The organism is Pseudorhodoferax sp. Leaf267 (genome assembly GCF_001422405.1).
In the GTDB taxonomy this organism is placed as follows: Bacteria; Pseudomonadota; Gammaproteobacteria; order Burkholderiales; family Burkholderiaceae_C; genus Pseudorhodoferax.
On the sequence record NZ_LMMV01000001.1, the window covers coordinates 471,439 to 494,177 of the forward strand.

The 22,739-nt window shown below is 69.3% G+C and carries 26 protein-coding genes; 15 read left to right on the forward strand and 11 right to left on the reverse strand.

The features are described from left to right. Positions 1–7 precede the first annotated feature (7 nt). On the forward strand, positions 8–1,423 hold the full coding sequence (locus ASF43_RS02050; RefSeq protein ID WP_056175954.1) for a multicopper oxidase family protein: 1,416 nt from the start codon (positions 8–10) through the stop codon (positions 1,421–1,423). A 26-nt stretch (positions 1,424–1,449) separates the two neighbouring features. Continuing rightward, positions 1,450–1,737 carry a copper-binding protein gene (locus tag ASF43_RS02055; RefSeq protein ID WP_056175957.1) on the forward strand — a complete coding sequence of 96 codons (288 nt, stop codon included), beginning with the start codon at positions 1,450–1,452 and terminating at the stop codon, positions 1,735–1,737. A gap of 38 nt (positions 1,738–1,775) precedes the next feature. Here the strand turns inward: ASF43_RS02055 and ASF43_RS02060 are convergent, their stop codons facing one another. The 5 genes from ASF43_RS02060 to ASF43_RS02080 form a co-directional block, all read right to left on the reverse strand. Next, complete coding sequence (locus tag ASF43_RS02060) at positions 1,776–2,645, reverse strand: 4a-hydroxytetrahydrobiopterin dehydratase (protein ID WP_056175960.1); 870 nt, start codon at positions 2,643–2,645, stop codon at positions 1,776–1,778. A 233-nt stretch (positions 2,646–2,878) separates the two neighbouring features. Continuing rightward, on the reverse strand, positions 2,879–3,670 hold the full coding sequence (locus ASF43_RS02065; RefSeq protein ID WP_156373093.1) for an alpha/beta fold hydrolase: 792 nt from the start codon (positions 3,668–3,670) through the stop codon (positions 2,879–2,881). 46 nt (positions 3,671–3,716) lie between these two features. Continuing rightward, a complete protein-coding gene (locus ASF43_RS02070) occupies positions 3,717–4,799 on the reverse strand; it encodes a S1C family serine protease (RefSeq protein WP_156373094.1) in 1,083 nt (360 codons plus the stop codon). Positions 4,800–4,869: 70 nt separating this feature from the next. Then, a complete protein-coding gene (gene cueR, locus ASF43_RS02075; RefSeq protein ID WP_056175962.1) occupies positions 4,870–5,337 on the reverse strand; it encodes a Cu(I)-responsive transcriptional regulator in 468 nt (155 codons plus the stop codon). 23 nt (positions 5,338–5,360) lie between these two features. Further along, positions 5,361–7,601 (reverse strand): cation-translocating P-type ATPase, encoded by a 2,241-nt coding sequence (locus ASF43_RS02080; RefSeq protein ID WP_056175965.1) that lies wholly within the window; start codon positions 7,599–7,601, stop codon positions 5,361–5,363. A 175-nt stretch (positions 7,602–7,776) separates the two neighbouring features. On the opposite strand from ASF43_RS02080, the gene ASF43_RS02085 reads away from it, so the two are divergent. Beyond that, positions 7,777–7,977: a heavy-metal-associated domain-containing protein gene (locus ASF43_RS02085; protein WP_056175968.1), complete on the forward strand. Its 201-nt coding sequence runs from the start codon at positions 7,777–7,779 to the stop codon at positions 7,975–7,977. A 78-nt stretch (positions 7,978–8,055) separates the two neighbouring features. On the opposite strand, the gene ASF43_RS02090 is transcribed toward ASF43_RS02085, so the two are convergent. Next, a complete protein-coding gene (locus tag ASF43_RS02090) occupies positions 8,056–9,003 on the reverse strand; it encodes a CysB family HTH-type transcriptional regulator (protein WP_056175971.1) in 948 nt (315 codons plus the stop codon). Positions 9,004–9,203: 200 nt separating this feature from the next. Then, positions 9,204–9,764: an NADPH-dependent FMN reductase gene (gene ssuE / locus ASF43_RS02095; RefSeq protein ID WP_056175972.1), complete on the reverse strand. Its 561-nt coding sequence runs from the start codon at positions 9,762–9,764 to the stop codon at positions 9,204–9,206. 246 nt (positions 9,765–10,010) lie between these two features. On the opposite strand from ssuE, the gene ASF43_RS30325 reads away from it, so the two are divergent. After that, entirely contained in the window at positions 10,011–10,169 is a 159-nt protein-coding gene (locus ASF43_RS30325; RefSeq protein ID WP_156373096.1) for a hypothetical protein, read from the forward strand. A gap of 166 nt (positions 10,170–10,335) precedes the next feature. On the opposite strand, the gene ASF43_RS02100 is transcribed toward ASF43_RS30325, so the two are convergent. Together ASF43_RS02100 and ASF43_RS02105 are read right to left on the reverse strand one after the other, a co-directional pair. Beyond that, complete coding sequence (locus tag ASF43_RS02100; RefSeq protein WP_056175975.1) at positions 10,336–11,796, reverse strand: HAMP domain-containing sensor histidine kinase; 1,461 nt, start codon at positions 11,794–11,796, stop codon at positions 10,336–10,338. After that, positions 11,793–12,503: a response regulator transcription factor gene (locus ASF43_RS02105; RefSeq protein WP_056175977.1), complete on the reverse strand. Its 711-nt coding sequence runs from the start codon at positions 12,501–12,503 to the stop codon at positions 11,793–11,795. Before ASF43_RS02105 ends, ASF43_RS02100 begins: the two co-directional genes overlap by 4 nt. A gap of 97 nt (positions 12,504–12,600) precedes the next feature. On the opposite strand from ASF43_RS02105, the gene ASF43_RS02110 reads away from it, so the two are divergent. The 10 genes from ASF43_RS02110 to ASF43_RS02155 all read left to right on the forward strand — a co-directional run bounded on the left by ASF43_RS02110 (position 12,601) and on the right by ASF43_RS02155 (position 20,208). Continuing rightward, entirely contained in the window at positions 12,601–13,236 is a 636-nt protein-coding gene (locus ASF43_RS02110; protein WP_056175980.1) for a cytochrome b/b6 domain-containing protein, read from the forward strand. Next, positions 13,233–14,024, forward strand: coding sequence for a molybdopterin-dependent oxidoreductase (locus ASF43_RS02115; RefSeq protein WP_056175983.1), 792 nt, complete (start codon positions 13,233–13,235; stop codon positions 14,022–14,024). The genes ASF43_RS02110 and ASF43_RS02115 overlap by 4 nt, the downstream gene beginning before the upstream one ends. A gap of 240 nt (positions 14,025–14,264) precedes the next feature. After that, positions 14,265–14,519 carry a pentapeptide MXKDX repeat protein gene (locus tag ASF43_RS02120; protein ID WP_056175986.1) on the forward strand — a complete coding sequence of 85 codons (255 nt, stop codon included), beginning with the start codon at positions 14,265–14,267 and terminating at the stop codon, positions 14,517–14,519. After that, on the forward strand, positions 14,516–15,025 hold the full coding sequence (gene msrB, locus ASF43_RS02125) for a peptide-methionine (R)-S-oxide reductase MsrB (RefSeq protein WP_056175990.1): 510 nt from the start codon (positions 14,516–14,518) through the stop codon (positions 15,023–15,025). Before ASF43_RS02120 ends, msrB begins: the two co-directional genes overlap by 4 nt. Positions 15,026–15,045: 20 nt before the next feature. Beyond that, positions 15,046–15,789 carry a peptide-methionine (S)-S-oxide reductase MsrA gene (gene msrA, locus ASF43_RS02130; RefSeq protein WP_082497545.1) on the forward strand — a complete coding sequence of 248 codons (744 nt, stop codon included), beginning with the start codon at positions 15,046–15,048 and terminating at the stop codon, positions 15,787–15,789. Positions 15,790–15,851: 62 nt separating this feature from the next. Continuing rightward, positions 15,852–16,247, forward strand: a complete 396-nt coding sequence (locus tag ASF43_RS02135; protein ID WP_235578094.1) for a DUF2946 family protein — start codon at positions 15,852–15,854, stop codon at positions 16,245–16,247. Between the two features lie 101 nt (positions 16,248–16,348). Then, a complete protein-coding gene (locus tag ASF43_RS02140; protein WP_056178013.1) occupies positions 16,349–18,625 on the forward strand; it encodes a TonB-dependent receptor in 2,277 nt (758 codons plus the stop codon). Positions 18,626–18,642: 17 nt separating this feature from the next. Then, positions 18,643–19,509, forward strand: coding sequence for a copper chaperone PCu(A)C (locus ASF43_RS31970; protein WP_056175993.1), 867 nt, complete (start codon positions 18,643–18,645; stop codon positions 19,507–19,509). 31 nt (positions 19,510–19,540) lie between these two features. Next, the gene (locus ASF43_RS02150) at positions 19,541–19,837 is read left to right on the forward strand and encodes a DUF6516 family protein (protein ID WP_056178015.1); all 297 of its coding nucleotides are present in this window, start codon (positions 19,541–19,543) and stop codon (positions 19,835–19,837) included. Further along, complete coding sequence (locus ASF43_RS02155) at positions 19,810–20,208, forward strand: MarR family transcriptional regulator (RefSeq protein ID WP_235578095.1); 399 nt, start codon at positions 19,810–19,812, stop codon at positions 20,206–20,208. The genes ASF43_RS02150 and ASF43_RS02155 overlap by 28 nt, the downstream gene beginning before the upstream one ends. Before the next feature lie 42 nt (positions 20,209–20,250). Here the strand turns inward: ASF43_RS02155 and ASF43_RS02160 are convergent, their stop codons facing one another. After that, positions 20,251–21,291: a patatin-like phospholipase family protein gene (locus ASF43_RS02160; RefSeq protein ID WP_056175998.1), complete on the reverse strand. Its 1,041-nt coding sequence runs from the start codon at positions 21,289–21,291 to the stop codon at positions 20,251–20,253. Between the two features lie 68 nt (positions 21,292–21,359). Between ASF43_RS02160 and ASF43_RS02165 the strand changes: the two genes are divergently transcribed. Continuing rightward, positions 21,360–22,061: a VOC family protein gene (locus ASF43_RS02165; protein ID WP_056176001.1), complete on the forward strand. Its 702-nt coding sequence runs from the start codon at positions 21,360–21,362 to the stop codon at positions 22,059–22,061. 10 nt (positions 22,062–22,071) lie between these two features. On the opposite strand, the gene ASF43_RS02170 is transcribed toward ASF43_RS02165, so the two are convergent. Further along, entirely contained in the window at positions 22,072–22,722 is a 651-nt protein-coding gene (locus tag ASF43_RS02170; protein ID WP_056176004.1) for an FMN-binding negative transcriptional regulator, read from the reverse strand. Between the last annotated feature and the right edge of the window lie 17 nt (positions 22,723–22,739).

The window sequence follows — 22,739 nt, forward strand, 5'->3', positions numbered from 1 at the left end:
ATCTCCCATGCACAACAGACGCAACTTCCTCGGCGGCGCGGGCGCCATCACGGGCGCCGTGGCCGCCGCCAGCGTGGCGCGCGCGGCCATGGCCGCCTTGCCCGAGCCCGTGGTCCAAACCTCGCCCGACACCATGGCGCCGCTGGTGCCCGCCAGCGGTCGCCCCTACAACCCCGTGGTCACGCTGAACGGCTGGACGCTGCCCTGGCGCATGCGCGATGGTGTCAAGGAATTCCACCTCGTGGCCGAGCCCGTGGTGCGCGAAATGGCCCCCGGCTTCAAGGCCAACCTGTGGGGCTACAACGGCCAGTCGCCCGGCCCGACCATCGAGGTCGTCGAGGGCGACCGCGTGCGCATCTTCGTGACCAACAGGCTGCCCGAGCACACCAGCGTGCACTGGCATGGCCAGCGCCTGCCCAATGGCATGGACGGCGTGACCGGCCTCACGCAGCCGGCCATCCAGCCCGGCAAGACCTTCGTCTACGAGTTCGTTGCGCGCCGGCCCGGCACCTTCATGTACCACCCGCATGCCGACGAGATGACACAGATGGCCATGGGCATGATGGGCTTCTGGGTCACGCACCCCAGGGCCGCGCACCCGCTGATCGCACCGGTCGACCGCGATTTCGTGTTCCTGCTGAACGCCTATGACGTGGAGCCCGGCAGCGCCACGCCGCGCACCATGACCATGCTGGACTTCAACCTGTGGTCCTGGAACAGCCGCATCTTCCCGGGCATCGACTCGCTGAACGTGCGCCTGGGCGACAGGGTGCGCATCCGCATGGGCAACCTCACGATGACCAACCACCCCATCCACCTGCACGGCCACGAGTTCCAGGTGACGGGCACGGACGGCGGGCCGACGCCGAAGGCCACGCGGCTGTACGAGGTCACCACCGACATCGCCGTCGGCCAGATGCGCCAGATCGAGTTCGTGGCCGACGAGCCGGGCGACTGGGCCTTCCATTGCCACAAGAGCCACCACACCATGAACGCCATGGGCCATGACGTGCCCACGCTGATCGGCGTGGACCACAAGGACATGGTGCGGCAGATCGCCGACCTCGTGCCCGACTACATGGTCATGGGCGAGCGCGGCATGGCCGACATGGCCGAGATGCAGATGCCCATCCCCGACAACACCGTGCCCATGATGGGGGGCGAGGGCCCGTTCGGCTCGGTCGAGATGGGCGGCATGTTCAGCGTGCTTAAGGTGCGCAAGGACCAGAAGCCGGGCGACTACGCCAACCCGGGCTGGTACCGGCACCCGCCGGGCACGGTGGCCTATGAACTCGGCAGCGTGCCACCGGAGCCGCCGCGCCAGCACGGCGCCGGCCCGGCCGCGATGCCGGCGCGCCACCCGCCGGCGACCGACATCGAGGTGCAGATCCGCAAGCCCGGCGGCGGGCATGCGCACCACTGATCCATTTTTCAATCACGAGGAATCCCATGCTGCGCACCACCACCATCGCCGCCATGCTCGCGCTGGCCGCCATCACCACGAACGCAACCGAGCTGGCCGAGGGCGAGATCCGCAAGGTCGACAAGGACAACGCCCGGCTCACGATCCAGCACGGGCCGCTGAAGAACCTGGACATGCCGGGCATGACCATGGTGTTCGGTGTGCGGGACGAAGCCGTGCTGGACCAGGTCAAGGCCGGTGAGAAGGTGCGCTTCCAGGCCGAGAAGATCGATGGCAGGTTCGTGGTGACACACATCGAACCGGCAGCACGATAGCGAGGAACAGTGTGTTCAAGCCGGTGTCTGGCGGAACGTCACTGCGGTGCTTTCGATTCAGCCTGTGCACGAAATTTTTCATAGAGCGCTTCGACGAGCCTGGCCGCTTCGATGTCCAGTTGCGTGATCCGATTGCCGACGTCCCAGGTCGTGAAGTACACGAACACGGTGCGCCATTGGTTTTCGAGGCGTGGGTGGTGCTTCAATTTGTTGATCGGGTCCACGAGCGCTTGCAGAAAGCCGATCGCGTCCTTGAAGGACCGGAAGCGAAACCCTCGGCGCAGCTCTAGACGCGTGCGTGGGTAGTCTCTGGGAATGGCGCTCTCGACGGGCTCCCAGCGAGGAATCGTCAGCAATGCCGCGTCCAGATCGCCATCAGTCAACGCAGGCAGGTTGATCTCGGGCGTTGGGTAGATCACCGCCGCGTCGGACGGGTGAAAGCCATGCGAATCCACCAGCAGGCGGGCCAGGCTCCCGACGTTGTCTTCCCAACTCTGGTCGTGGATCACGAGATGCTGACGGTTGCGGAGCTCCCGCAGCGGCTCCGGCAGCGCCTCGGCCGGCGGTAGTACGGTCAGGCCACCGACGAGCAGCGCGATCACCGGCTTGCCGGAGCGCAGCGCTTGCTCGATCTCCTGGCGCACCCAGTCGCCTGTCTCGTCCAGGCGGCGGCGCCCGTACTGGTCGGTCGCACGCAGCCAGGTCGGGCCGATCACTACCAGCACGACGCTGGCTTTAGTCAGGGCGCGCTGCAAGCGATCGGGCCAGACATCACCCGGCTCGATACCGGACACGTCCATGAAGACCTGGCGTGAGCCGAAACGCAGGCGCAGCTGGAAGTACAAGCCGCGCACTGCGTCGATGGCGTCCGTACGGCGATAGCTGATGAAGACATTGGGTTGGTGCATGGGGATCCTTGGGTTTGCGCTCTGGTTCAAGCCGCTGTCGAACAGTCGGCGTGACACATCGAGACCTCCAGCCATTGGCCGGTCAAGGTCCTGCGAACAATCTACCAAGCTGTGCGGCCGGGTCCGCCGCGCGCCTCCATCAATGTGAGGATGCCGCCCCGGCCTTAGCTCCACCAAGCACCCGATCGAGGAACATTATGATGCGCCGCGTCACCTCGTCGCAGTTCGTCTCATTAAGCAACTCGTGCCGTGCGTCTGCGTACAGCCCAACCTCCACATCGCGCACGCCCGCCTCGCGGTAGGCGCTGCCCGACCAGTTGCACGCCTGAGCCGCCGGGCCCGGCGATGGGGTCTGCCTCGCCGGACAGCAGCAGGATGGGCAGGTCCACCCGCACCTGCGACAGGGCGGCAGGGTCGGCCGCGCGGCCCAGCGTGGCTATGCCGCTGAAGGGCTCGGGCAGGAAGCCGCAGGCCGGGTCGGCGCAGTACAGGTCAACCTCGGCCGCGTCGCGGCTCAGCCATTCGAGGCAGGTGCTATGTTCGAAGCCCTGGTTCAGCCTACTCAGGTCGACCGGGCCTTCGGCGCTCAACATCGCAGCGATGCCGGCCGGCTCGCTGGTGCCCAGCAGCACGGCAGCCTGTACGTCTGCGGAGTGGTCCAGCAAGTATTGCTGTGCCGCGAACGAGCCCAGGCTGTGGCCGATCAAAGCCAACGGCAGGCCGGGTTGGTCGGCACGGATGCGGCGGTTCAGCCGGTGCACATCGTCGATCCAGACCAGCCAGCCGTTCGCGCCCCAGCGCCCGTAGGCTCCGGCTGCATTGCGGCCGGAGCCGCGCGCGTCCGGCGCATAGACCAGATACCCGGCGGCTGTCAGGGCCTGGCCGAAGCGGCGGTAGCGGCCGGCATGCTCATCCAGGCCATGCTGCAACTGGACCACGGCGCGCGGCACGTCGGCTGGCGCCCAGCCAGAGGTTTGCACCGAGATGCCGTCGCGCGTGTCGATGGTGATAGTGCTGTGCTGCATGCGGTCTTCCGTTGGCCACGAGTAAGTGACGTGCTTGCCTGATCGTTCATTCCTCGGACGCCGCCAGCGTCACGCGCCCCGTGCGCGTGCTGCCGCCGCGCCACAGCGTCAGCTCGGCCCGGTCGCCGGGCTGCAGGCGCTCCAGCGCATTGAGCACGTCGTCGGCACTGGCCACGGGCTCGCCGCCGATGGCCGTGATCACGTCGCCCGCATTCACGCCGCGCTCGCTGCGCGTGAACGCGCGCAGGCCCGCCTGCGCAGCCGGGCTGCCCGGCTGCACGCGCACGATGGCCACGCCGCGCGGCAGGCCGAGCGCGCGATTGAGCTGCGCCGGCGCATAGGCCACGCCCAGGGCGGGACGCACGAAGCGGCCGTCGCGAATTAGGCGCGGCACGATGCGGTTGACCTCGTCCACCGGGATCGAGAAGCCGATGCCGGCACTGGCGCCCGAGGGGCTGTAGATGGCGGTGTTCACGCCGATCAGCCGGCCCGCCGAGTCCAGCAGCGGGCCGCCGGAGTTGCCTGGGTTGATCGCCGCATCGGTCTGGATGGCGCCGCGGATGGTGCGCCGCGTGACGGATTCGATCTCGCGGTTCAGTGCGCTCACGATGCCGGTGGTCAGCGTCTGGTCCAGGCCGAACGGGTTGCCGATCGCGTAGACGGCCTGTCCGACCTGCAGGTCGGCGCTGCGGCCGATCGGCAGCGCGCGCAGCTGGGCGGCAGGCACGTCGATCTTGAGCACGGCGAGGTCGCGGTCGGGGAAGACGCCGACCAGCTGCGCCGCGTGGCTGCTCTGGTCGGCCAGCGTCACGCGCGCGCCGCGCGCGTTCTGGATCACATGGAAGTTCGTGACGATGTGGCCCTGCGTGTCCCACACGAAGCCGGTGCCCGTGCCCTGCGGCACCTGCTGCACGTTCAGCGAAAACATCTCGCGCTCCAGGGCCAGCGAGGTGATGTTCACGACCGAGGGCGAGGCCGCCTTGAACACGGCGATGTTGTTGAGCTCCTCCGCACCCAGCGGGCCACGCGGCGCGATGGCGCGCGGCGCGGCGTCGGTGCGTGCGAAGACGGGCGGGGCCAGCAGCGCGGCGGTGCAGGCCAGGCAGAGCAGACGGTGCAGCAGTCTCATGGTGGACCTCGATCGCAAATCGGAGGCCGGCGAGTGTAGCCACGCCAGGGCAACGCCGGCCAGCGCGACGTCAGGGCCGGCGCGCATGCCGCCCCGGCTGCAGGCCGTTGCCACGGCTGGCCGGCCGTGCCGTCGCCGGCAGCACGGGCTGCTCGCCCGCCAGGCTGTCGATGATGGGGCAGTCGGGCCGGTCGTCGCCCTGGCAGCAGTGCACCAGATGCGCAAGCGTGGCCTTCATGGCCTGCAGCTCCTGCAGCTTGGCGTCCAGCTCGGCGATGTGGGCCTGGGCCAGCGCCTTGACCTGGCGGCTGGGGCGCTTGCGGTTTTGCCACAGGCCCAGCAGGTCGCGGATCTGCTCGATCGAAAAGCCCAGGTCGCGCGACTGGCGGATGAAGCGCAGCGTGCCGACCTCGCGCTCGCCATATTGCCGGTAGCCGGCCTCGGTGCGCAGCGCCTCGGGGAACAGGCCCACGCTCTCGTAGTGGCGGATCATCTTGGCCGACACGCCCGAGGCCTTGGCGGCCTGGCCGATGTTCATCGTGGTGTCCATGTGGTCGCTTCTCAGGCGGTGACGGTGGTGGGGCGTGGCGCCTCGGCGGGCGCGGCGGGCTGCGTGTCGGCGGCGCCACGCCAACGGCGCAGCAGCAGCGCATTGGCCACCACGCTCACGCTGCTGAAGGCCATGGCGGCGCCGGCAATCACGGGGCTCAGCAGGCCGAACGCGGCCAGCGGGATGCCCAACGTGTTGTAGACGAAGGCCCAGCCCAGGTTCTGCCGGATCTTGGCGTAGGTGCGGCGCGAGACGTCGATGGCGTCGGCCACCAGCCGCGGGTCGCCGCGCATGAGCGTGACGCCGGCCGTCTCGGTCGCCACGTCGGCACCGCCGGCCATCGCGAAGCCGCAGGAAGCCGCGGCCAGCGCCGGGCCGTCGTTGAGCCCATCGCCCACGAAGGCGACGACCTCGCCGGCCGCGCGCAGCTGCTGCACGACGGCGGCCTTGTCGCCGGGCAGCACCTCGGCGCGCACGTCGGTGATGCCCAGCTCCCGGGCCACGGCCTGCGCGCTGCCGTGGTTGTCGCCGGTCAGCATCACGGTGCGGATGCCCAGCGCATGCAGGCGCGCCACGGCCTGCGTGGCGGCGGGCTTGACGGTGTCGCCGAAGGCCAGCAGGCCCAGCACGGTGGTGCTGCCTGCGTCCTGGCGTAGCAGCCACGAGATGGTTTTGCCCTGCTGCTCCAGCCGCTCGGCCTGGGCCGCCAGCGGGCCGGCGTCCACGCCGCGCTCGTGCAGCAGCCGCGTGCTGCCCAGTGCCAGCGACTGGCCATGCACCGTGCCGGCCACGCCGCGGCCCGGCAGGGCCTGCGCGTCGCTGGCGTGCGGCAGCGCCAGCCCCTGCGCACGCGCGGCGCCGAGCACAGCCAGCGCCAGCGGGTGGCTGCTGGCCTGCTGCAGCGCGGCGGCCAGGCGCACGAGCTCGTCGCGCGCCACGCCATCGGCCGGCAGCGCGGCGGCCAGCGCGGGCTTGCCCTCGGTCAGCGTGCCGGTCTTGTCGAACGCGACCACGGTCACGCCGTGGGCGACCTCCAGCGCCTCGGCGTCCTTGATCAGGATGCCGTGGCGCGCGGCCACGCCGGTGCCGGCCATCACGGCCGTAGGCGTGGCCAGGCCCAGCGCGCACGGGCAGGCGATGACGAGCACCGACACGGCGTTGATCAGCGCCGCCTCCCAGTCGCCCGTCACCCCGGCCCAGGCCGCGAAGGTCAGCACGGCGAGCGCCAGCACGACCGGCACGAACACGGCACTGACGCGGTCCACGATGCGCTGGATCGGCGCCTTGCCGGCTTGCGCCGACTCGACCATGCGCACGATGCGGGCGAGCGTGGTCTCGGCACCGATGGCCGTGGTGCGTACCGTCAGCAGGCCTTCTGCATTGATGGCGCCGCCGGTCACGGCGTCGCCCGGCCCCTTGGCCACGGGCAGGCTCTCGCCCGTGATCAACGACTCGTCGACATGGCTGCGTCCTTCGACGATGGCACCGTCCACCGCCACGCGGTCGCCCGGCCGCACGCGCACCAGGTCGCCGACCTGCAACTGCTCGACCGGCACCTCGGCCTCCACGCCGTCGCGCAGCACGCGCGCCGTCGCCGGCCGCAAGGCGTTCAGCGCACGGATCGCGTCCGTGGTCTGGCGCTTGGCGCGGCCCTCCAGCCATTTGCCCAGCAGCACCAAGGTGATGACGGCCGCCGAGGCCTCGAAGTACAGATGCGCCATGCCGTGGCCCGTGTGCCGCAACAGCAGGTAGACCGACAGGCCGTAGGCAGCCGAAGTGCCCAGCGCGACCAGCAGGTCCATGTTGCCGGTGCCCACGCGCAGGGCGCCCCAGCCCGCGCGGTAGAAGCGCGCGCCCAGCCAGAACTGCACGGGCGTGGCCAGCGCGAGCTGCACCCAGCCGTTGGGCATCCAGGCGATGCCGAAGAGCTGCAGCAGCATCGGGGCGACCAGGGGCAGCGTCAGCACCGTGCTGAGCGCAACGGGCCACCACGCGGGCAGGCGCTTGGCGCTGGCGGGCCGGCCCTGCGCAGCGTCGCGCGCCTGGTAACCAGCCTGGGCCACAGCCGCGAGCAAGGCGGCGATGGGTACCGTGGAAGAAGCCTGCACGCTGGCTTTCTCGGTGGCCAGGTTCACCGTGGCGCTGGACACGCCAGGCACCTGGCGCAAGACCTTCTCCACGCGGCCGGAGCACGACGCGCAGGTCATGCCCTCGATCTGCAGCTCGAAACGGTTGGCATCCTGGGCGGGCATCGCGGCACTCGGTTGATGGAAGATGCCGCGATGGTAAAGATTGCCATGATGGCAAGGTCAAGGAAGGCTAGCGCAAGACGCTCCTGCCAGCAGGGGCATGCCGGCACGCCGCTTGACCTTGCCGCAGTGTCAAGCCCGATACTGCGACTGTCTCACCTTACAGACAGGACACCCGATGATCGCTTTCGAAGTGCAAGACATGAGCTGCGGCCACTGCGTCGGCAGCATCACCAAGGCCGTGCAGGCCGTGGACCCGCAGGCCCGTGTGGAGATCGACCTGCCCACGCACCGCGTGCAGATCACGCCAGCGCAAGCCGACGCAGCGCAGTTGCGCGATGCGATCACGCAAGCCGGCTTCACGCCGGTCCCGGCTTGACCGACGCGTTGCGCAGGCCCGCAACCGCCGCCTGGACACAGCCCAAGCCAAACCAGGCTCAGCCGACAAACACCGGCATCAGATCTCGTACCCCTCGGCCACCGCGTCCCGGCCTGCCATCGCCTGGTCCACCACGCTCTTTTGCAGCGTGGGCGCGAACGACTCGATCAACGCGTAGACATAGGCCCGCAGGTAAGTGCCGCGCCGCAGCGCCAGCTTGGTCAGGTTGATGCCGAACAGCCCGCCCGCATCGATGGCACGCAGCTGCGTGTCGCGCTCGGCCTCGAACGCGATCGAGGCCACGATGCCCACGCCCATGCCCAGCTCCACATAGGTCTTGATGACGTCGGCGTCCATCGCGCTCAGCACGATGCGCGGCTCGATGCGCTGCTTGGCGAAAGCCTGGTCGATGTGGCCGCGGCCCGTGAAGCCTGCGCCGTAGGTGATGAGCGGGTAGCGCGCCAGCTTCTCCAGCGTGAGCGGGCCTTCGAGCAGCGGATGGTTGGGCGGCACGATGACCGAATGCGTCCAGCGGTAGCAGGGCAGGGCGACCAGCTCGCTGTACTGGGCCAGCGCCTCGGTCGCGATGCCGATGTCGGCTTCGCCCGAGAGCAGCATCTCGGCCACCTGGCGCGGCGAGCCCTGGTGCAGGTGCAGCTTCACGTTGGGGAACTGCAAGCGGAACTCCTGCACGGCAGTGGGCAGGGCGTAGCGCGCCTGCGTGTGCGTGGCCGCGATGGAGAGTGCCCCGCTCTGCTGGGCCATGAATTCCTGGCCCGCGCTGCGCAGGTTGTGGCTGCCCTGCAGGATGCCTTCGATGATGGGCAGCACGTGGGCGCCGGGCTCCGTCAGGCCCGTCAGCCGCTTGCCGGCGCGCACGAACAGGTCGATGCCCAGCTCCTCCTCCAGCTCGCGGATCTGCCGGCTGACGCCGGGCTGCGAGGTGTGCAGGGTGTGGGCGACTTCGGTCAGGTTGAAGCCGCAGCGGACGGTTTCGCGCACGGAACGCAGTTGCTGGAAGTTCATCCGGCTGCATTGTTCCGCCCGGCCCGCGGATTCCAAACGATTGATTCGTAGATTGGTTATGGCGCAATTGTCTCAAGCGCGGTGCGGGTAGGCGCAGGCATTCGATCGATGCGCGCAGTAAAAAAACCCCCAGGCCTGTTGCCAGTGCCTGGGGTCCAACGCCCGCTTGCGGGGGCGAGGAGACAAAACCAACCCTCAACTCAAGCGGCGCGCTCCAGTGCGGCCGGGCGCGACGCGTGCACAGGGTGCGCCAGCAGCGGCTGCAGCGCGCGGTCCAGGCGCTCGAGCAGGCTGTCGTCGGGCACGTAGCCGCCCGAGGTGTGCGCCACCAGCTGCGCATCGGTGGCGAACACGCCGTCCAGCACGTGGCGCGCACCGAGTGCGGAGACGACCGGGCGCAGCGTGTAGTCCAGCGCCAGAAGATGGGCCAGGGTGCCGCCGGTGGCCAGCGGCAGCACGGTCTTGCCGCGCAGCGCATCCATGGGCAACAGGTCCAGGAAGATCTTGAGCAGGCCGCTGTAGGCCGCCTTGTAGATGGGCGTGGAGATGATGACCAGGTCGGCATCGGCCAGCTGTGCCACGGCCCGCTGGACCGGTGTGGACTGGGTGTCGGCCAGCAGCAGGGCCTGGGCCGGCAGCTCGCGCACCGCGATCAGGTGGCTGCTGTGCGCATGGGCTTCGAGACGTGTCTGCGCCAGTTGCAGCAGCAAGGCGGAGCGCGAACGCAGCGAGGGGCTGCCGGAGATGCTGACGATGTTCATGGATGCATGCCCGTGTGCGGGGTTGGGAACGAGGAAGGTCGAGCATAGGGAGGGCGCCCCGCCGTGGCTACGAAGCTTTCCGAGTTTGCATATGCGCCAGCGGGCCGCGGCGCCTCGGGCACGTGCCGGCTTGATGACGGCGCGTGCCACGGCTACCAGAAACACACGATGCGCGACGGGTGGCAGGCTCGAAGAATGGGACGCAGCAACGGGATGGTCCCGGTTGCACATTCTTCGGAGCCCACCATGCCCAGACTCATCACACGTTCACGTGCACTCACGGTCGCCCTGCTGATCGGTGCCTCGCTCTGTACCAGTGCCAACGCCATGGGCCGCCGTGACGCGCCGTGCGATGGATTCATGGACTGCATCTACACGGCCTACTGGTATGCGTTTTTGCGGTGAGACCAGCGGCGCAGCAGGGAGGGGCGCTGCGCCTTGCTGGCAACGCCAGCCTGCGGACTCCTCGGGGCCGACTCGCCAGTCGTAGCCCTGAGGGCCAGGCATTCGCACGTCTTTGCTGCTGAAGGGCGTGCGCGCGGACCGGGATGTCCGGGCTGGGTGCCCATCACTACCGCAACCAGAATCGGAACACCGCCCCCCGCCCGTCCTGTGCCACCAGCCGGATGTCGCTGTCGTGCAGCTGCAGGATGCGCTTGACGATCATCAGGCCGAGCCCGCCGCTGCGGCTGGTGGACGCGGAGAACGCGGGCCGCGTGAACAGCACGGGTTGCAGCGCCTGCGCAATGCCCGGCCCGGTGTCGCTCACGTCCACCTGCACGCCGTCGGCCCGTGCGCTCAGGCGCACGGCGATCTCGCCGCCTTCGGGCGTGTGGCGGATCGCGTTGTCCAGCAGGTTGGTCAGCACGCGTTCGATCATGCCGACGTCGGCCGTCACGGTGGGCAGGCCGGGTGCGATGTCGGGCACCAGGCGCTGGCGGCGTGATTCGGCGGCCAGCTCGAATTTCTGGAACACGTCCTGCACCAAGTCGGCCAGTACGAAGCGGTCCAGCTCGGGCTGCACCACGCCGTATTCCAGCCGCGCCAGCTCGAACAGCTGCTGCGACAGCAGGCCCACCTTGCGGCTCTGGCCCAGTGCGATCTCCAGGTAGCGGCGGCGCTCGGCAGGGCCCAGCGTGTCGGCCTTGAGCAGCAGCGTCTCCAGGTAGCCGTGCAGCGAGGTCAGCGGCGTGCGCAGGTCGTGCGAGATGTTGGCGAACAGCTCGCGGCGCTGCTGGTCGGCCGTGGTCAGCTCGCGCCACTGCTCGGCGATGCGCTGCGCCATGCGCGTGAAGGCCTGGCCCAGCGTGGCGATCTCGTCGCCGCCGGCGGCCACGCGCTGCAGCGCGGGCGCGGCATGCTCCAGGCTCTGCACGCCTTCCTGCTCGAAGCGGCGCACGGCGCCGGTGAGTTCGCGCAGCGGGCGCGTGATGAGCCGGAACGCGACCAGGCCGGCGACCAGGCCCAGCAGCGCCACCAGCGCGATGGACCACAGCGTGGTGCGCAGCACGCCGCCTGCCGCCACCTGGGTGACCAGCGCGTCGCGTTCTTCGCCCGACAGCACGACGTAGACGTAGCCGGCATCGCGCCCGTCGACCTTCAGGGGGGCCGCGCTGAACACCTTGCGCCCGCCCTCGCCGCGCGGGTCGTCGCCGAAGACAGGCAGGGCGGCGCCGTCCAGCAGGCGGTGGATGGGAGCGGTATCGACCGTGGTCTTCTTCAGGTGGCCATCGGGCGCGGCCTGGGCCTGGATGCGGCCGTCCAGGCCCAGCACGTAGACCTCCACGCTGGGGTTCACGGCCATCAGCATCGTGAACAAGCGGCGTACGGCCGCGTCGTTCAGGCCGTCGCTCTTCATCAGTTCTGCATTGCCCGCGATGTGCGCGGCCAGGCCGGCGGACAGGCGCTGCGTGACCTCCTGCTCATGGCGCCCGCTGGCCGCCATCTGCAGCCAGGCCGATGCGCCGCAGCAGGCCAGCAGCAGCGCGGCGAACACCAGCGACAAGCGCTGCGACAGCGAAAGACGGCTCATGGCTTCACGTCCGCCAGCTTGTAGCCACGGCCCCACACGGTGAGGATGCGCTGCGGCTCGGCGGGATTGGTCTCGATCTTCATGCGCAGCCGGTTGATGTGCGTGTTCACCGTGTGCTCGTAGCCATCGTGCTGGTAGCCCCAGACCTGGTTCAGCAGGTCCAGCCGCGAGAAGACCTTGCCCGGATGCCGCGCGAAGAAGTACAGCAGGTCGAACTCGCGCGGCGTGAGCTCGACGGCCTGGCCGCCGTGCCGCACCTCGCGCGCCACCGGGTCGATGGAGAGATTGCCCAGGCTCAACTGGCCTGATTCGAGCCGGGCATTGCGCGCCATGGCTTCGGTGCGGCGCAGCAGCGCGCGCACGCGCGCGACGAGTTCGAGCACCGAGAAGGGCTTGGCCAGGTAGTCGTCGGCGCCCAGCTCCAGGCCCAGGATGCGGTGCACCTCGCTGGCGCGCGCGCTGATGATGATGATGGGCGTGTAGCGCACCATGGCCCGCGCGCGGCGGCAGATCTCCAGGCCGTCCACGCCGGGCAGCATCAAGTCCAGGATCAGCGCGTCCCAGCTGCCATGCTCCAGCGCGCGCAGGCCGGCATGGCCATCGGCCGCGTGCGTCACGGCGTAGCCCTCGTCGTGCAGGTGCATGCGCAGCAGCTCGGCGATGTGGATGTCGTCCTCGACGACGAGCACGCGTTTGACGGTTTCCATGCGGCCGATTGTCCTGCGGACGGCGCCGCCGAGTTATCACGATTTATTGAAGTTTGCGTGATGCATCGGTGAGCGGGTGGGCCCAAGAATCCAGCCCATGCCGAACGCAACCATCTCCACCCCGCTTGCACCGGTGCACCCGCTGTGGATGCGCATCACGCACTGGCTCAACGCGCTGGCGGTGCTGGTGCTAGTGGCCAGCGGCTGGCGCATCTACAACGCGGCGCCGTTCTTCCCGTTCACGTTTCCGGCCGGCATCACGCTGGGCGGCTGGCTGGGCGGCGCGCTGCAATGGCACTTCGCGGCGATGTGGGTGCTGGCGGGCAACGGCCTGGTCTACCTGGCGGCCAATGTGTCCAGCGGCCGGCTGTGGCGCCGCTTCTTCCCGCTGTCGCCGCGCGGCATCGTGCATGACGCCCTGGCCGCACTGCGCGGGCGCCTGTCGCATGCCGACCCGCGGCACTACAACCAGGTGCAGCGGCTGGCCTACCTGTTCGTGATGGTGGACATCGTGCTGCTGGTGCTGTCGGGCCTGGTGCTGTGGAAGTCCGTGCAGTTCGGGCTGCTGCGCGACCTGCTGGGCGGCTACGAGTTCGCACGCCGCATCCACTTCGTGGCGATGGCGGCTCTGGTGGGCTTCGTGGCCGTACACCTGGTGATGGTGGCGCTGGTGCCGCGCACGCTGTTGACGATGCTGAGCGGCCGCGCTGGCCGCCATGGAGAACCCGCATGAAGATCCTGCGCCGCATCCCGCTCGCCGGCATCGACGGCGAGGCCGTGCTGGGCGAGGCCCGCCGGCGCATCGGCCGCGTGGTCGAGCAGCCCGCGCGCCGCGCCTTCCTGCAGCGCTCGCTGACGCTGGGCGGCCTGTCGCTGCTGACGGGTTGCAGCATCAGCGACAACGCCGGCGTGGAGGCCGCGCTCTCGCGCATCTCGCGTTTGAACGACAAGGTGCAGGGCCTGATCTTCGACCCGAACCAGCTGGCCGAGACCTACCCCGAGTCCATGATCACGCGGCCGTTCCCCTTCAACGCCTACTACGGCGAGGACGAGGTGCGCGTGGTGGCCGAGGAGGGCTTTCGGCTCGAGGTGTCGGGGCTTGTCTCGGGCAAGCGCGCCTGGACGCTGGACGAACTGCGCGCCATGCCACAGCACGAGCAGGTCACGCGCCACATCTGCGTGGAAGGCTGGAGCGCCATCGGCAAGTGGGGCGGGGTGCGTTTCGCCGATTTCCTGCAGCGCGTGGGCGCGGACACGACGGCGAAGTACGTGGGCTTCAAGTGCGCCGACGACTACTACACGAGCATCGACATGGCGACCGCGCTGCATCCGCAGACGCAGCTCACGCTGCGCTACGACGGCCATCCGCTGCCGCCCAAATACGGATTCCCGATGAAGCTGCGCATGCCGACCAAGCTGGGCTACAAGAACCCCAAGCACGTCATGGCGATCTTCGTCACCAACACCCACCCGGGCGGCTACTGGGAAGACCAGGGCTACAACTGGTTCGGCGGAAGCTAGATGAACCCACCCCGTTTGGATGTCTCACTGCGTGTAGACATCCCATACCCCTCAAGGGGCGCACCCAGCGGTCTGGCAGAGCCAGTCCCGCGGGTGCACTCGCATAGCCCGTTGCTTCGGGACATGCGGGTAGCGCACAGCGCAATGGAGGGCCGACTCGACAAGCGGCCCGAAGGTGCGGCCGGACCCATGACGGGCCGGCCATTTTGAAGACGATCAACCAACCCCAAAGGAAACCCCATGAACAAGCTCTACGCAACCCTGCTGGTCACCGGCATCGCCATCGGCTCCGTTTCGGCATTCGCGGCCGATGACATGAAGAAGGACGGCATGGCCAAGGACGGCATGGCCAAGGATTCGATGGCCAAGGACGGCATGAAGAAGGATTCGATGGCCAAGGACGGGATGGCCAAAGACAACATGGCCAAGGATGGCATGGCAAAAGGCGGCATGATGAAGAAGGACGACATGAAGAAAGACGAGATGAAGAAATGAACACCACAGCCTCGACCGACCGTCGTTTCATCCTGGCAGCCGGCGCGGCGGCTGCCCTGGCCGCGCTCGGCTGGTTCTCCACACGGCCGGGCGAGGCCGTGGCGGCCGAGACCTTCGAGTTCACGCTCACCGAGGCCGAGTGGCGCAAGCGCCTGACGCCGCAGCAGTACGCCGTGCTGCGCGAGGAGGGCACCGAGCGCCCCTACAGCAGCCCGCTCAACAATGAGAAGCGCGCCGGGCGCTACGAGTGCGCAGGCTGCGGGCTGGCGCAGTTCTCGTCTAGAACGAAGTTCGACAGCGGCACCGGCTGGCCCAGCTTCTGGCAGCCGCTGGACGGCGCGCTGATCGAGAAGAAGGACCGCTCGCTGGGCATGCTGCGCACCGAGGTGCTGTGCAAGCGCTGCGGCGGGCACGGTGGGCATGTGTTCGACGATGGGCCCAAGCCCACCGGCCTGCGCTACTGCATGAATGGCCTGGCGCTGCGTTTTGTGCCGGGTGAAGCCTGATGTTCCGACCAGGAGAACCCATGAAGACCTTGAAGAGTGACACATCGCCCACCCCGCTGCGCCGCCGCGCATGGCTGGGCACGGCGGCGCTGGCCGCATTCGGCGGCACGGCGTTCTGGCAGCTGGCCACTGCCTCCAGCGAGGCGCGCACCATCCCGGCGTTTGCTGGCGCAGCGCCCACGAATCCACCGGCGACCGAGGTCGCCGTGCTGGCCGGCGGTTGCTTCTGGGGCGTGCAGGGCGTGTTCCAGCACGTCAAGGGCGTGAGCAATGCCGTCTCGGGCTACGCTGGCGGTGAGAAGGCCACCGCCACCTACGAGCAGATCGGCTCGGGCCGCACGGGCCATGCCGAGGCGGTGCAGGTCTACTTCGACCCGCGGCAGATCAGCTATGCGCAGATCCTGCAGATCTACTTTTCTGTCGTGCACGACCCCACGCAGCTGAACCGCCAGGGGCCGGACTTCGGCAAGCAGTACCGCTCCACCGTGTTCCCGCAAGACGAAGCGCAGGCCCGCATCGCCAGGGACTACATCGCGCAGCTGAACCAGTCCGGCGTGTTCAAGGACAAGATCGCCACGACCATCGAGCCGGGCCGGCCGTTCTACGCGGCCGAGGCCTACCACCAGGACTACCTGGTGCGCAACCCGCGCCAGCCGTACATCGTGATCAACGATCAGCCCAAGATCGAGGACCTGAAGAAGATCTTCCCGGCGGTGTATCGGGCCGAGCCGGCGCTGGTGAAGGACGCGCGCAAGGCGGGCTGAAACGCGCGCCGCGCATCAGTGCATGCGGCGCCGGGCCCGTGCGGTACGGCACAATCGCGCCCATGTCCCGTTGGCCCCGCTTCCTCCACTGCCTGCCCCTCGTGGCCGGCCAGCGGCCGGGCGTGGGCCTGGTGCGCGCCGTGCTGCTGATGTTCGCGCTGTCGCTGGGCGTGGCCATCGCATCGCCCATCGTCAAGCCACAGACCATGGAGCTGATCTGCTCGGGCAGCGGCATCGTCAAAGCCATCGTGCACACCGACGATGGCATGCAGGAGCTGGGCGCCGGCCACCTCGACTGCCCGCTGTGCGTGCTGGGCGGCGCACCGCCAATCCCTTCTGCCGTGGCCCTGCCCACGCTGCAGCCGCTGGGCCATGCGGTCCAGCCCATCCCCGCCGCGCGCATTGCCGCGGCCACCGCGGCGCCGTTGCCGGCGCGCGGGCCTCCCTCGCTCTCCTGACGTTCTCATCGATGGCGTGAGCGTGCGGCCTGCGGGCTGCGCGGCACGCCGCCTTCCCGTCATGCAGCGGTGTGCACCGGCACGCCGCGGAGAGCTTCCCCATGCACAAGAACATTGCGTTGGCGCTTCTGCCCGCCGTGGCGCTGGCCGCCACCGCGCAGGACCGGGCGCCCGAGCGCGCCAAGTCGCTGGGCATCGTCACCGTCACAGGTGGCCAGCCCAGCTCGCTGCCCACGCAGATCCCGACCACCATCGAAGGCGTCACGCGCGAGCAGATCGCCACCACCATCAACGCCAGCGACAGCGAAGACGCGTTGAAATACCTGCCCAGCCTGATGGTGCGCAAGCGCTACATCGGCGACTACAACCACGCCATCCTGTCCACGCGCGCCTCCGGCACGGGCAACAGCGCGCGATCGGCCGTGTACGCAGACGGCATCCTGCTGTCGAACTTCCTGGGCAACGGCATTGCCAACGGCACGAACTACGCACCGCGCTGGGGCCTGGTCACGCCCGAGGAGATCGCGCGCGTGGACGTGATGTACGGCCCGTTCTCGGCCGCGTACCCGGGCAACTCGGCCGGCGCCGTGGTCGACTTCGTGACGCGCATGCCGACCAAGCTGGAGGCCCATGTGAAGCTGGGCTATGCGCGCCAGCCCAACGACCTGTACAGCACCGACCGCAGCTTCAACAGTTGGCAGACCAGCGCCTCGCTGGGCAGCAAGAGCGGCGACTGGTCGTGGTGGATTGCGCTGCAGCGCAGCCGCAGCGAGGGCCAGCCGCAGACCTTCGCCACGGCGCTGGCCAGCGCGGGGCAGGCCGGCGGCAACGGCGTGCCCGTCACGGGCGCTGTGCCGGGCCAGAGCACCACGGGCCAGCCCTGGTGGCTGCTGGGCAGCGCCACGCAGTACGACACGCGGCAGGACCAGGCCAAGCTCAGACTGGCCTACGACATCACGCCCACGCTGCGTGCCAGCTACACGTTGGGCTGGTGGCAGAACGATGCGCAGGGCCGGCCCGAGAGCTGGCTGCGCGATGGCGCGGGCAACGCGGTCTACAGCGGGCCGGTGCTGGTCGGCGGGCGCACCGTCACGCTGGCACTCCCGCTCACGGACGAACGGCAGACGCATGTGATGCATGGCCTCTCGCTCAAGAGCCGCACGCAGGGCGAGTGGGACTGGGAGCTGGCCGCCAGCCTCTACGACTACGCCAAGGACCTCCAGCGCGCGCCCACTACGCCGCTGCCGCAGGCTGCGCTGGGCGGAGCCGGCACCGTGCAAAGCCAGGACGGCACGGGCTGGAACACGTTGGCCGCCAAGGGCACCTGGCGGCCGCAGGGCGTGGGCGGTGCGCACATCGTGGACTTCGGCGTGGGGCGCGATGCTTACAAGCTCGACATCCTCAAGAGCGCCGTCGTGGGCGACTGGCAGAGCGGCGATGCGGGCGCGCTGGTCAGCGACGTCGCCGGCCGCACCACCACCTGGCATGCCTGGGCGCAGGACGCCTGGGCCTTTGCGCCGCGCTGGAAGGCCGTGCTCGGCGCGCGCTGGGAACACTGGGAGGCCAGCGACGGCACCACAGCCACGGCGACCAGCCGGCAGGGCTACGCACAGCGCAGCCAGTCCGACCTGTCGCCCAAGGCCGCGCTGGCCTGGCAGTGGCTGCCCGACACGGTCCTCAAGGCCTCGCTGGGCCGCGCCGTGCGCTACCCCACGGTGGGCGAGCTGTACGGCGCGACATCGGGCGGCGCGCTGGCCTTCATCAACGACCCCAATCTCAGGCCTGAGAAGTCCTGGACCAGCGAACTCTCGGCCGAGCACGACCTGGGCACAGTCCTGGCCCGCGCCACGTTGTTCCACGAGCGCACGCGCGACGCGCTGATCAGCCAGCTGGTGCCGAACACCGCCGTCTCGCGCGTGCAGAACGTGGACGAGGTGCGCACCACCGGCGTGGAGCTGGCCGCCACCGCGCAGGACGTGGGGCTGCGCGGCATCGACCTGGGCGGCAGCCTGACCTATGCCAACAGTCGCACCGTGGCGAATGCCGCCAACCCGGCCAGCGTTGGCAAATGGCAGCCGCGCGTGCCGCGCTGGCGCGCCACCGCCGTGGCCACCTGGCGCCCCGACGATCACTGGGCCGCCACGCTGGCCGCGCGCTACAGCGGACGCCAGTACAGCAACCTGGACAACAGCGACACGAATGCCTTCGCGTACTTCGGCGCCAGCCGCTACCTCACGCTGGACCTGCGCTTGCGCTGGCAGATCGACAAGCAATGGTCGGCCGCGTTCGGCATCGACAACCTGAACAACCAGCAGTACTGGGCGTTCCACCCGTATCCGCAGCGCACCTACAGCGCTGAACTCAAATTTGATCTGTGACCCAAGGAGCCATCACCATGCGCAAGTTCGTTTTCCCCCTTCTCGTCTCCGCCACCCTGCCAGCCCTGGCCCATGTCACGCTGCCGCCCGGCGGCGCCGCGGCCGGCAGCGACTACGAGGCCGCGTTCCGCGTCGGCCACAGCTGCAAGGACACGGCCAGCACCACGGGCATCACGGTACGCCTGCCCGAGGGCTTCACCTTGGCCGAAGCGCAGCCGCGCGCCGGCTGGACACTCGCCAGCAATGCGCGCGAAGTGAGCTGGACGGCACCTGCCAACGCCGGCCTTCCCGACAACGAGCGCGCCGAGTTCATCGTGCGCGGCAAGCTCACGGGCCAGCCCGGCACGCTGTGGTTCAAGGTGCTGCAATCCTGCGGCACGGCCAGCGCCGACTGGGCGCAGCTGCCGGGCCCCGATGCCAGCGCCAAGCTGCCGTTCCCGGCCGCGCGGCTCGACGTGCTGCCGGCCGGCGTCGCGGCCGTGGACGTGAAGAACGCCTGGGTGCGCCAGACCGTGCCGGGCCAGAGCGGCACGGGCGCCTTCATGCAGTTGCAAGCGCCGCAGGGCGCGAAGCTGGTGGGCGTCTCCACCCCGGTGGCCGGCGTGGCCGAGGTGCACGAGATGCTGATGGACGGCGGCACCATGCGCATGCGCGAGCTGAAGGACGGCCTGCCGCTGCCCGCGCGCCAGACCGTGGAGCTGAAACCCGGCGGCTTCCACGTGATGCTGATGGACCTGAAGCAGCCGCTGCCCAAGGGCGCCACGGTGCCGCTGAGCCTGCGCTTCGAGGATGCGAAGGGGGTGAAGAGCGTGCGCGAGGTGCAGGTGCCGGTGGGGGCGCCGGATGGGGCTGCGGCGGCTGTGGGTCAGGTCCACATGCATTGAGGAGTGCGCTGCAGGCGTGATAATTTTTGTCATGGCTGACAGCAAGGTCGTGGACGCAGTCCATCACATCGCGCACAAGCGTGGGAATGATCACTTGCGGCGCGAGGTGTGGGTGGATGGCAAGGGACGCGTGACGCGCTACCACCTGGCCTACATCAACCCTGCAGTGCAAGCGGGGGACCACGGGCGGGTCGTGGGCTACGACAACCAGCACGGGTACCACCACTGCCATGCTTTCGGCAAGGTATTCCCGGTCGAGTTCACGAGCTTCGAAGACATCGAGGATCGTTTTCAGGCAGATTGGACAGCGTTGCGAGGTGCTCAATGAAAAGCATGGTTTTGAAGGCGGGGACGGAGCAGGATTTCTTCCAGCGGGGCAAGGCTCTGGCGCGCCTGGCCGACTGGCGCCAGCCGATGCCGCGCGAGCGCACCATCAGTTTCGAGGAGCCGGCAGAACTGCTGCGGCTGTTGACCAGCAGCCGGCTGGATGTGTTGCGCACGGTGAAAGACGCGCCAGGGTCGATCACCGTGATCGCCGAGCGGCTGCAGCGTGACCGCAGTGCCGTCAAGCGTGATGTGGACCAGCTTGCGCTGGCTGGCATGGTCACCATCGAGACCAAGGTCTTGCCAGGGCATGGTCATATGAAGGAAGTGCGTGCCGTGGCGCGGCGGTTTCGGTTGGAGGCGATCGTCGCCTGAGCACATTTGGCCGTAGCGCTTGCCGCAAGCCTCCATACGCGGTCAACCCACAGCGTTGCAGTCCGCCAGCGTACGCAGTTCCACACCGTTGCTTCGGCCGACTTGTTCAGCATCGCGCGCAAGCCAGGCTTGCGCCGCCATGCGCCCCGCTTCACGCAGCCTTTGCAAGAACGGCAGGTAGGCGATCAGCCGCGTCTCGCCGTGCAACGCCGCCAACGTCGGCGCGCCATCGACCAGGTGCCAGCGCGCATTGGCGATGCGCCGCTCCAGGCCCACACGCGGCCACCAGCGAGATGGCGAGGCCGACTGCAACTGGTCGATCAAGCCCAGCTCGCGCAGGAACGGCGCCTGGAACGCAATGTCCATCGCACGTTCGGCGATCTCGGCCGTGCTGCGCGGCGTACGCGCATGCTGGCGCGGGGCCAGCAGCACGAGCAGGGTGTCGTCCGCGCACTGGCTGTCGGCCAGCAGTGGCATCAGCGCAGGATTCGCGCTGTAGCCGCCGTCCCAGTACGGCTCGCCGTCGATCAGCACCGTGTGGTGCAGCGTGGGCAGGCAGGTCGAGGCCAGCACGGCGTCGATGTCCATGGCGGCGTTGTCGAACACCTTGAGCCGCCCGCTGTTCGCATGCGTGGCCGCGATGGCCAGCCGTGGCCCCGCGCCACTGCGCAGTGCCGCGAAGTCCACCTGCTCGGCCAGCAGCTCGCGCAGCGGGTTGCGGCCCAACGGGTTCAGCTCATGCGGCGCGAACAGCTTGGACCAGCGCATCATGAGCCGCGCCAGCGGGTTGAAGGCCAGCGCGTCGTCTTCGCCCACCGTGAGCCATTCGAACGGGATGCGCGCGCCGACCGCGCTCCAGAAGCCGTCCAGCGCCGCGCGCGCCGCGGCCGGGCCGCCTTGCTGCAGGCCGTGCGCGACGAGCACGCCATTGATGGCGCCGGCACTCGTGCCGCTGATGCCGGCGATGTCGAAGCGGTCGGCCTCCAGCAGCGCGTCGAGCACGCCCCAGGTAAAGGCGCCGTGCGCGCCGCCGCCTTGCAGGGCGAGGTTCAGGGCAGGGCGGCGGGAAGGGAAGAAGGGCATGGCGCAGCATGCCATGGGCGTGCGTCAGACTGGATAAGACCCATGGCGGGTAGTGGTACGGTCGGGCGATGCAGACACACATCGACCATTTGATCGTCGCCGCCCGCACGCTGGACCAGGGCGTGCAGTGGTGCGAGGCCACGCTCGGCGTCACGCCGGGCCCCGGCGGCGCGCACCCCCAGTACGGCACCCACAACCGGCTGATCAAGATCGCCACGCCACGCAACCCCATGGCGTATCTGGAGATCATCGCCGTGGACCCCGGCGCCGTGCCCACCGCGCGCGGCCCGCGCTGGTTCGACCTGGACGACGCCGCGCTGCAGGCCGCCATCGGCAAGGAACCGCAGCTGATCCACTTCGTCGTGGCGCCACCGGACATCCGGGCCGCCCTGGCCGCGCTGCAGGCCCAGGGCCTGGACCGTGGCCCCCCGCTGGCGGCGAGTCGGCCTGGTGCGGACGGGCTTCTGCAATGGCAGATCAGCGTGCGCGACGACGGCCAGCGCCTGTTCAATGGCGCCTTGCCCACCTTGATCCAGTGGGGTGCGCCCGGCGACAAGGAGCCGCTGCGCCGCCATCCGCGCAACAGCCTGCCGCGCTCCAAGGTGTCGCTGGAGCGCATCGCGGTCACCCATCCCGAGGCGGACGCGTTGAAAGCGGCCTACTCGGAGCTGGGGCTGACGGGCATCGACATCACGGCCGGTGCGGCCGACCTGGCCGCCACCTTGCACACGCCCAAGGGCGTCGTCACGCTGCACAGCCGCGGCGTCTGAGCCGCAGCGTTCAGTCCCGCGCGCGCGGGGCCAGGGCCGCTTGCACCAGCGAGGCCATCGCGCAAGCGGTCGGGTTGCCCTGGGCCATCAGCCCGTCGACCGTGCCCAGCCGGTCCGGCATCGCCTCGTCCTGGCTCGCCTTGAGCTTGCCTTCCAGGCGGTCGATCGGGATCTCGATGCCGACCACCGCGCGCAGAAGCTTGTCCACAAACGCCGCGGGCGCGTCCGTCATGGCCCACGGCACCGCCTGCGTCGCCTCGTGGGTCGCGGTCAGGCGCATCAGGAACTCGCGCAGCCACAGTGCGTCGTCCACCGCCCGGGCGACGCCGTGCGCATGGGCGACCACGTAGTTCCAGGTCGGCACGACCTCGCCATGGTCGGCCTTGCCAGGGTACCAGCCCGGCGTGATGTAGCTCTGCGGTCCCTGGAACATCACGACCGAGGGCACGCCGCCCACCAGCTGCCGCCAGACCGGGTTGGCGCGCGACACATGGCCCAGCAGCGTACCGTGCGGGCCGCGCGCGCGGTCCAGCAGGAAGGGGACATGGTTGGCCAACAGCCCGTCACGGGCCTGCACGACCCAGGCGCCCAGTGGGTGCGTGTCGATCAGGGCTTGCGTGGCGCCGGGATCGGGCTGGCGGTGGTAGTGGGGGATGTACACGGGGGACTCCTCGGGCT